The organism is Mycolicibacterium septicum DSM 44393 (genome assembly GCF_000455325.1).
Lineage (GTDB): Bacteria > Actinomycetota > Actinomycetes > Mycobacteriales > Mycobacteriaceae > Mycobacterium > Mycobacterium septicum.
Window position 1 is genome coordinate 225284 of record NZ_HG322952.1, and the last position, 8400, is coordinate 233683.

An 8400-nucleotide genomic window follows, 5' to 3' on the forward strand; every position below is an offset into this window, starting at 1 on the left:
TTGTTGAACCAGACGTACTCGGTGCCGGCCCGGTTGGTCCAGGCCTGTTTGCAGGTCACCGAACAGGTCTGACATCCGATGCACTTGTCGAGGTTCATCACCATCGCCATCTGGGCCATGACCTTCACTGGTACTTCACCTCCTGTGAGCGGCGGCGGACCACCGTCACTTCATCGCGCTGATTTCCGGTGGGGCCGAGATAGTTCCAGGCGAACGAGTGCTGGGCATATCCGCCGGCAAGGTGGCTGGGCTTGACCAGCAGCCGGGTCAGTGAATTGTGGATACCGCCACGGGTTCCGGTGGTTTCGCTCAGCGGAACGTCGATGGTCCGTTCCTGTGCGTGGTAGACGTACACCACGCCGTCGGGCATGCGGTGGCTGACCACGGCGCGGCACACCAGCACGCCGTTGCGGTTCACCGCCTCGATCCAGTCGTTGTCCTTCACTTCGATCTTCGCGGCATCCGACGGACTCATCCACATGGTGGGACCGCCACGTGACAGCGAGAGCATGAACAGGTTGTCCTGGTACTCCGAGTGGATCGACCACTTGGAATGCGGGGTCAGGTACCGCACGGTGAGGCCGATACCGTCTCGCCCCAGCTTGGATTCGCCGAACAACCGCGCCATGTCCAGCGGTGGCCGGTAGATCGGCAGCTGCTCTCCGAGCTCCTCCAGCCAGTCGTGGTCGACGTAGAAGTGCATCCGGCCGGTGAGGGTGTGGAACGGCTTGAGCTCCTCGATGTTCACCGTGAACGGTGCGTAGCGGCGGCCACCGGTCTCGCTGCCCGACCACTCCGGGCTGGTGATCACCGGGACCGGCCGGGCCTGGGTGTCGGCGTAGGTGATCCGGCGTTCCTCGTTGCCGATGGCCAGGTGGATGAGTTTGCGACCGGTGCGCCGTTCGAGTTCCCGGAACCCTTCCACGGCCAACCGGCCGTTGGAGGTGCCGGAGAGCGCGAGAATCACATCGGCCATCCGCTCGGCCGTGGTGATCGCCGGGCGACCTTGACCGGCACCCGAATCCATCACCCCGAACTTGGCGGCGAGTTCGGCGACCTCCTGGTCGGGATGGGTGGTGATGCCCTTGGTGGTCAATCCCAGAGATTCGACGAGCGGCCCGAGTGCCGACCATTTCTCGGCGATCGCCGTGTAGTCGCGCTCGACCACCACCAGCGGGCCCATCGTCTTGCCGGGCACCGGCGTCTCACCGGTGGTCCGCCAATCGTGTTCGGTACCGCCCGGATAGGCCATCGCACCGGGGGTGTCGTGCTGCAGCGTGCCCATCACCACATCGCTGCGGGTGCCCAGATGCCGAGCGGCGAGCGTGCTGAAGGCCCGGGCGATCGCACCGAAAGCCTCGAAGTCCGAACGGGTTTCCCACGGCGGGTCGACCGCCGGACTGAAGGCATGGATGTAGGGGTGCATGTCGGTGCTGGACAGGTCGGCCTTCTCGTACCAGGTCGCCGCGGGCAGCACCACATCGGAGAGCAGCGTCGTCGATGTCATCCGGAAGTCGATCGACATCAGCAGATCGAGCTTGCCCTCGGGGATGTCGTCGGTCCAGGCCACGTCCCTGGGACGCAATTCCTCCGCGGTGGGCTCGGCCTGCACATTCGACGTCGTGCCCAGCAGATGGCGCAGGAAGTACTCGTTGCCCTTGCTGGACGAGCCCAGCAGGTTGGCCCGCCAGACATTGAGCACGCGCGGCCAGTTGGCCGGATCGTCCGGATCGGTGACCGCGAGTTTCAGCCCGCCACTTGCCAATTGCTCGGCCACATAGTCCGGCACCTCCCGGCCGGCCGCCTTGGCCTCGTCGACCACGTCGAGGCTGGACCGGTCGAACTGTGGGTAGAACGGCGTCCACCCCATGGCCACCGCGGAACTCATCACGTCCATGGTGTGCTTGTCGCGGAATCGGCCGCGGCCCACCGGACTGGACAGTGCGTCGGCGCGGTACCCGTCGTAGCGCCACTGGTCGGTGTGGGCGTACCAGTAGGACGTGCCCGCCATCTGCCTCGGCGGGCGCGACCAGTCGGTGCCCATCGCCATGGCGGCCCACCCGGTGACGGGACGGCACTTCTCCTGGCCCACGTAGTGCGCCCAGCCACCGCCGTTGCGTCCCATCGATCCGGTGAGCAGCAGCAGGGCGAGCACGGCCCGGTATGTGGCGTCGCCGTGGAACCACTGGCAGATGCCTGCCCCCATGATGATCATCGATCGGCCGCCGGATTCCTCCGCGTTGCGCGCGAATTCGCGTGCGACGCGGATCGCCTGGGCGGCCGACACTCCGGTGATCTGCTCTTGCCAGGCCGGGGTGTAGGGCCGGGTGGCGTCGTCGTATCCTTCTGGCCAGTCCCCTGGCAGGCCGGGCCGGTGCACACCGTACTGGGCCAGCATCAGGTCGAACACCGTGCACACCAGGTGTTCGCCGACCCGTCGCACCGGCACACCGCGCTGCATGGTCGCACCGCTGCCGTCCACGGTGTCGAAACGGGGCAGCGTGATCTCGGCGGTCTCGAAGATGTCCCCCAGCACCGTCAGGGCGGGAACCAGGTCCTCCAGATCGAGATTCCACTTGCCGACGCCGTCGCTGCCATACCGGAATCCCAACGAGCCCTGCGGGACCGCGACGCTGTTGCTGGCACCGTCGAGCAGCACCGGCTTGAAGGCCGCGTTCTCCTGTTCGGCTGTCGGCCCGCCCAGATCGGCGGCGGTGAGATTCTTCCCGGGGACCAGCACACCGTCGCGCTCTTCGAGCTTCACCAGGAACGGCAGATCGGTGAATCGGCGGACATAGTCGACGAAGTACGGAATCCGGTTCTGTACAAAGCACTCGTCGAGGATGACGTGACCCATGGCCATCGCCAGGGCACCGTCGGTGCCCGCCGCGCACGGCATCCACTCGTCGGCGAACTTGGTGTTGTCGGCGTAATCCGGGCTGACCGTCACCACTTTCGTGCCCCGGTAACGAACCTCGGCCATCCAGTGCGCATCGGGCGTACGCGTGACGGGGACGTTGGAGCCCCACATCATCAGATACGACGCGTCCCACCAGTCCCCGGACTCGGGTACGTCGGTCTGGTCGCCGAACACCTGCGGAGAGGCCACCGGCAGATCGGCGTACCAGTCGTAGAACGACGTCATCACGCCGCCGATGAGCTCGATGAACCGCGACCCGGCCGCGAACGAAACCATCGACATCGCCGGGATCGGCGAGAAACCCGCCACCCGGTCGGGCCCGTAGGTCTTGATCGTGTGCACATGTGCCGCAGCGATCATCTCGGTGGCCTCGGCCCAGCTGACCCGGATCAGCCCGCCCTTGCCACGGGCCTGGTGATAGCGCTTGCGGCGATCGTGGTCACCCTGGATGTCGGCCCAGGCCAGCACCGGATCCTTCAGGCGCGCCTTGGCTTCCCGGTACATCTCGACGAGCAGGCCCCGCGCATACGGATACCGCACCCGTGTCGGCGAGTAGGTGTACCAGGAGAACGCCGCACCGCGCGGGCACCCTCGCGGCTCGTACTCGGGGCGGTCGGGCCCCACGGACGGGTAGTCGGTCTCCTGGGTTTCCCACGTGATGATCCCGTCCTTGACGTAGATCTTCCAGGAACACGATCCCGTGCAGTTGACCCCGTGAGTGGAGCGCACCACCTTGTCGTGGCTCCACCGGTCACGGTAGAACACGTCGCCCTCACGGCCCCCCTGGCGGGTTACCGTGCGCAGATCACCGGAGAACTCGCCGGCGGTGAAGAACCTGCCACTGCGCTCGAGCAACTCCTCGAGCGATCCGCCGATGTGGGGCTTGGTCATTGACGCGCCTCCTTGGCCTGCTCTGGTTCGTGGGCATGTAGGCGCAGAGCCGTGTAACCGAAGGCCACCAGTGCCGTCGCCACGAGTAGCAGAAGCCCCACCGAGTAGTCGTGGTCCACGGCGTCGTACGTCGCCCCCATCACCAGCGGCGGGAAGTAGCCGCCCAAACCTCCTGCGGCGGCCACGATCCCGGTGACCGAGCCCACCTCCTTGGCCGGTGACCGGCGGGCCACCCAGGCGAACACGCCACCGGTGCCGATACCCAGGAAGATGGCCAGCCCGATGAACGTCGCCGCCGACCACACGTCCGGCGGCGGCTGGAACATCGCGATGAAGGCCAGCACCGCGGTCCCCGCGAAGGAGGTGAGCACCACGTACTTGGGCGGGATCCGATCCGAGAGCGCACCGCCGACCGGCCGGGCCAGCACCGCGGCCAATGCGAATCCAGCTGTGCGACTGCCCGCTTCGACCGACGAGAACTCGTAGACGTTCTTGATGTAGGTGGGCAGGTAATTGCTGAATGCCACGAATCCGCCGAACACAACGGCGTACAGGAAGGACATCTCCCACGTCACGGGAAGCTTCAGCGCCGACTTGAGCTTGGGCACCACCGGATCGGTATTCGGCTGGAAGGCCGGTGAGTTGCGCATCGCCACAAGGCACAACACCGCTGTGAGCGCCAGGGCGACGGCGATGATGAGATGGGTCGGGAACAACCCGAACCACCGTACGAACCTCGGCGTGAAGAATGCCGACAACGCCGTGCCGACCATTCCCATCCCGAACACACCGGTCGCATAGCCGCGACGAGACGGTTCATACCAGTTGTTGGCGAACGGGATTCCGACCGCGAATATGGTTCCCGCGACACCCAGGAAGAACCCGCAGATCAACAACAGCGGATAGGACCTGGCCTCGCCCGCCGCCCCGACCGCCAGCACCGGCACGATCGAGGCCAGCGTCACCGCGAGGAACATCGTGCGACCGCCGTATCGATCGGTCAGCGCCCCGACCGCAACCCGGCCCAGTGATCCGACCAGGATCGGGGTGGCGACAAGCATGGAAGCCTGCGTGCTGCTCAGCTTCATGTCGCCGGCGTATGTGGTGGACAGCGGGCCAATCATGTTCCAGGCCCAGAAATTGATGGCCGAGACCCAGGTGGCCAGCAAGAGATTCATGCTCTGCCCTTGGCCCAGGTACGGCGTACTTGCCGTGGTCACCCCAACAGCAAAACATCATGTTCCGGCGGTCGCGTCACTTTCCCGGAAACGTTGCAGGCGGTTTCACGGAAATGTAATCCGCAACATCGATATGCCGAAAAGCCGCTTTCGTCTAATCCAGTGGGGCATCTGATCGCAGCGCATCGGCCAGGTCGGCGAGCCAGGCCCGATCGGCGGGTACCCATGGCAGGTCGTCGAGTTCGTCAACCGTCACCCAGCGCAGCGCCCGGTGATCGTGCGGGTGCGGGCTCCCCGCCGTCAGCGTCGCCCGATAGGCGCGCAGCGTCATACCTGCTTTCAGCGCGACATCCACACCCAGGCGGGCACCCACACTCACCTCGACGCCCAGCTCCTCGCGCAGTTCGCGCGCCAGCGCCTGGGCGTCACTCTCCCCGGCGGCCACCTTGCCGCCGGGTAATTCCCACAGCCCCGCGAGCTCTGGCGGCCGTTGCCGTTGGGCGACCAACAGACCGGCCTGCGAGAACAATGCACCAGCCACGACGATCTGCTCATCCATCGCGCCCGACGGTATACCGTCGGGCATATGGCCGTGTTATCGAACGATCAGGTCGACGCCGCACTGCCCGATCTGCCGGGCTGGGAACGCGCGGCGGGCGCCCTGCGCAGATCCACCAAATTCCCGACGTTCCTCGACGGCATCGACGCGGTGTGCCGCGTGGCCGAGTTCGCCGAGGAAAAAGACCACCATCCTGACATCGACATCCGCTGGCGCACAGTCACATTCGCACTCGTGACGCATTCCGCCGGCGGGATCACGGAGAAGGACATCCAGATGGCCAAGGAGATCAACCGGATCTTGTCCGACCAGCCGGGTTAGCCGCCCTCGGTGCGCTCGGCGGTCGTGGCGATCCAGGCCAGCGTCGCCAGTGTCGCGACGACGTAGACGAGCCCGGCCCAGGCCAGGTACCAGGGACGGCTGATCTCCCAGATCGTCGGCTGGGCGAAACTGAGCAGCCACGGCACCCCGATCAGTGTCAGCGCCAGCCAGCCCCAGCCCAGGACTCGCGCCCCGAGGCGGTCTGCCAACGGGCCGTGCAGCAACCAGATCATCAGCGGTATCAGCCAGACCCAGTGGTGCGTCCACGAAATCGGCGAAAGCAGCAACCCGAACAGGCTCACGATCACGATCGCGCCCAGCCGGTCGGCACTGCCGCCGATGGCCCGCCACGCGAGCAGGGCGAGGACCGCGGTGACGGCGATACCGACCAGAACGGCCGGGCCGTATCCGGCGTCGTGGCCGAGGATCCGGGAGATCGCACCGCGCCAGGATTGGTTGAACGACGTGCCGATCGGCCCGATCCGGTCGGCGTCACCGAGTAGTTCGGTGAAGTAGCGGCGCCCCTCATCCCCGATCACCAGCACCGAGAACGCGACCGTCCCGAAGAACACGACGGCCGCGAACACCGCCGTGGCCCACCGGCGCGCGCCGACGAAATACAGCCCCGACACCGCGGGCGTGAGTTTCACCCCGGCGGCCAGGCCCACCAACAATCCCGACAGCCACCAGCGATTGCTGTAGACGGCGTACAGCACGGCCAGCACCAGGACGACGTTGACCTGCCCGTAGTCGAACGTGCTGCGCAGCGGCTCGGTCCAGATGCCAACGGCGGTCCACAACATCGCGACGCGCCGCGGCGCCGGACCACCGAGCAACAGCTGACTGATCCGTACGACGCCGTACAGCGCGGCGATGATGCCGATCTGCCAGCAGAACGCGACCAGCCCGAAGGGCAGCAGATGCAGCGGATAGAACACCACGGCGGCGAACGGCGGATAGGTGAAAGGCAGTGGGAAATCCGGCGTCTGGTCCGCGTAGACGTAGTCATAGAGCGCGCCCGCGTGGCCGTCCAGGGTGGCGGCGCCGCCGACATAGACGTGCAGGTCGACGAAGTTGGCGCCGTTGGGGACGAGGTAGGTCCAGGCCAGGCGCGCCGCAATGCTGAGGATCAGCAACACAGGCGCCAGACGGTAGAGCCGCGCGGTTGCTGAGACGTGGGTGGCCGGTTCGGTGTTAACGGACACGACTTTAGCGACCCGCCCGGCTGGTCACGCCAGCTGGGCGCGGCCGGCGCATCACGCCCAAGGCACTGCGCGATAACGAATTCAGCCGGTGCAGTAACGGTTGAATAACCGCCACACGTGTCACTTGAGTACCACCAGTAACTCCGTAGGTTCGCCTTCAGACGTGCAAGCAACCGATTGGGAGAACCATGATCTTCACCTGGAAAGCACTTTCCACCAGCATGATCGCGGCCGCCGGCGCAGTCCCGGTCGCGTTGGCCCTCAGTGCCGCAGCGAACGCCGAGCCGGTGGCCCCGGCCCCGGCGATCCCCGGCGCGCCGAGCCTGCCCATCGTCAACCAGCTCGCCGGCGTGCCGGCCGCCGCGCCGCAACTGCTGCAAGGTGTGAGCTCCGCGTTGACCGGCGCCCCCGCCGCCGCGCCGGCACCCGCCCCGGGTGCCACCGCATCGGTGACCCTGCCCCAGATGCCGGCGTCCGCCACACCGGCTGCCGCCAACGCGCCCCTGGGATCGCTGGTGCCGGGCTTGCCCGCCGCACCGGCTGCCGCCCCGGCCGCAACGGTTCCGACGGCTCCGGTCACCGGCCCCGCATCCTTGATCCCCTCAGCCGAGCTGACGATCCCGCAGCTGCCCGGGATGCCGATCCCGCTGCCCCAGAAGGTGAACATCCCGGGCGACCTGGCCTCACTGGCTCCGGTCGCGGCTCAAACGGCGCTGCCTGCCACCGCTGCGGCGGCCCCGCTGGCCCCGGCAGCGGCAGCGGCTCCGGCCCTGGCAGCTCCCGCGGCTGCGGCTCCCGGTATCAGCAACCCGGGTGTCGCAGCACTGGCACCACTGCTGGTCGCCGGCCTGCCCTGATCCCCGAACTGGTCTGACCGCCCGAAACGATTGGGAAAGCCATGTCACCCCGCAAGTCACCGAAATTGTTGTTCGCCAGCGCCATCGCAGTCGGTACGTCGGCTGCGTTGCTGTTCGGCACCGGAGTAGCCAACGCCGATCCGGCGCCGGCAGCACCCTTGCCGATCGACAACGTGCAGGCTCCCGGCCTGTCGGCGGTGGAAGGTCTCAGCCCGATCATCCAGCAGGCTGCGGCCGATCCGGGAGGCGCGGTGCAGCTGCTGATGGCAGCCGCACAGGCTTTCGCCGCCAACAAATCGGAATCGGCTGAATCCCGCAACGTCGCGACGGCGGTCAACCACTTCGCAGCCCAGCCCGTCGCCGCACCCGAGCATGTTCCTGCTCAGGGTGCCGGCGGCGACGCTCACCTGCCGATGGGTGTCGACCCGGCCCATGCGGCCGGGCCGGCTCCCGAGGCACTGCCCGCTCC

General features: G+C 67.0%; 6 protein-coding genes and 1 pseudogene. 3 read left to right on the forward strand and 4 right to left on the reverse strand.

The features are described from left to right. Positions 1 to 124 precede the first annotated feature (124 nt). The 3 genes from TX88_RS20990 to TX88_RS21000 all read right to left on the reverse strand — a co-directional run bounded on the left by TX88_RS20990 (position 125) and on the right by TX88_RS21000 (position 5548). Positions 125 to 3811 carry a nitrate reductase subunit alpha gene (locus TX88_RS20990; protein WP_044519847.1) on the reverse strand — a complete coding sequence of 1229 codons (3687 nt, stop codon included), beginning with the start codon at positions 3809 to 3811 and terminating at the stop codon, positions 125 to 127. After that, the gene (locus TX88_RS20995; protein WP_044519848.1) at positions 3808 to 5031 is read right to left on the reverse strand and encodes a nitrate/nitrite transporter; all 1224 of its coding nucleotides are present in this window, start codon (positions 5029 to 5031) and stop codon (positions 3808 to 3810) included. Before TX88_RS20995 ends, TX88_RS20990 begins: the two co-directional genes overlap by 4 nt. Before the next feature lie 112 nt (positions 5032 to 5143). Further along, positions 5144 to 5548, reverse strand: coding sequence for a (deoxy)nucleoside triphosphate pyrophosphohydrolase (locus TX88_RS21000; RefSeq protein WP_044521503.1), 405 nt, complete (start codon positions 5546 to 5548; stop codon positions 5144 to 5146). Between the two features lie 27 nt (positions 5549 to 5575). Here TX88_RS21000 and TX88_RS21005 point away from each other — a divergent pair, with 27 nt between their 5' ends. Further along, on the forward strand, positions 5576 to 5869 hold the full coding sequence (locus TX88_RS21005) for a 4a-hydroxytetrahydrobiopterin dehydratase (protein WP_044519851.1): 294 nt from the start codon (positions 5576 to 5578) through the stop codon (positions 5867 to 5869). On the opposite strand, the gene TX88_RS21010 is transcribed toward TX88_RS21005, so the two are convergent. Further along, a complete protein-coding gene (locus TX88_RS21010; protein ID WP_084622038.1) occupies positions 5866 to 7074 on the reverse strand; it encodes a mannosyltransferase in 1209 nt (402 codons plus the stop codon). The genes TX88_RS21005 and TX88_RS21010 overlap by 4 nt on opposite strands. A gap of 188 nt (positions 7075 to 7262) precedes the next feature. Here TX88_RS21010 and TX88_RS21015 point away from each other — a divergent pair, with 188 nt between their 5' ends. Both TX88_RS21015 and TX88_RS21020 read left to right on the forward strand, forming a co-directional pair. Next, positions 7263 to 7931, forward strand: a complete 669-nt coding sequence (locus TX88_RS21015) for a hypothetical protein (protein WP_044519852.1) — start codon at positions 7263 to 7265, stop codon at positions 7929 to 7931. Between the two features lie 41 nt (positions 7932 to 7972). Next, positions 7973 to 8400: pseudogene (locus tag TX88_RS21020) on the forward strand (hypothetical protein); the annotation flags it as partial.

What these genes read in the sequence shown, in the direction of transcription:
- TX88_RS20990 (WP_044519847.1), bottom strand. Translation starts at nt 3,811, where the DNA reads ATGACCAAGCCCCACATCGGCGGATCGCTCGAGGAGTTGCTCGAGCGC.
- TX88_RS21000 (WP_044521503.1), bottom strand. Translation starts at nt 5,548, where the DNA reads ATGGATGAGCAGATCGTCGTGGCTGGTGCATTGTTCTCGCAGGCCGGT.
- TX88_RS21005 (WP_044519851.1), top strand. Translation starts at nt 5,576, where the DNA reads ATGGCCGTGTTATCGAACGATCAGGTCGACGCCGCACTGCCCGATCTG.
- TX88_RS21015 (WP_044519852.1), top strand. Translation starts at nt 7,263, where the DNA reads ATGATCTTCACCTGGAAAGCACTTTCCACCAGCATGATCGCGGCCGCC.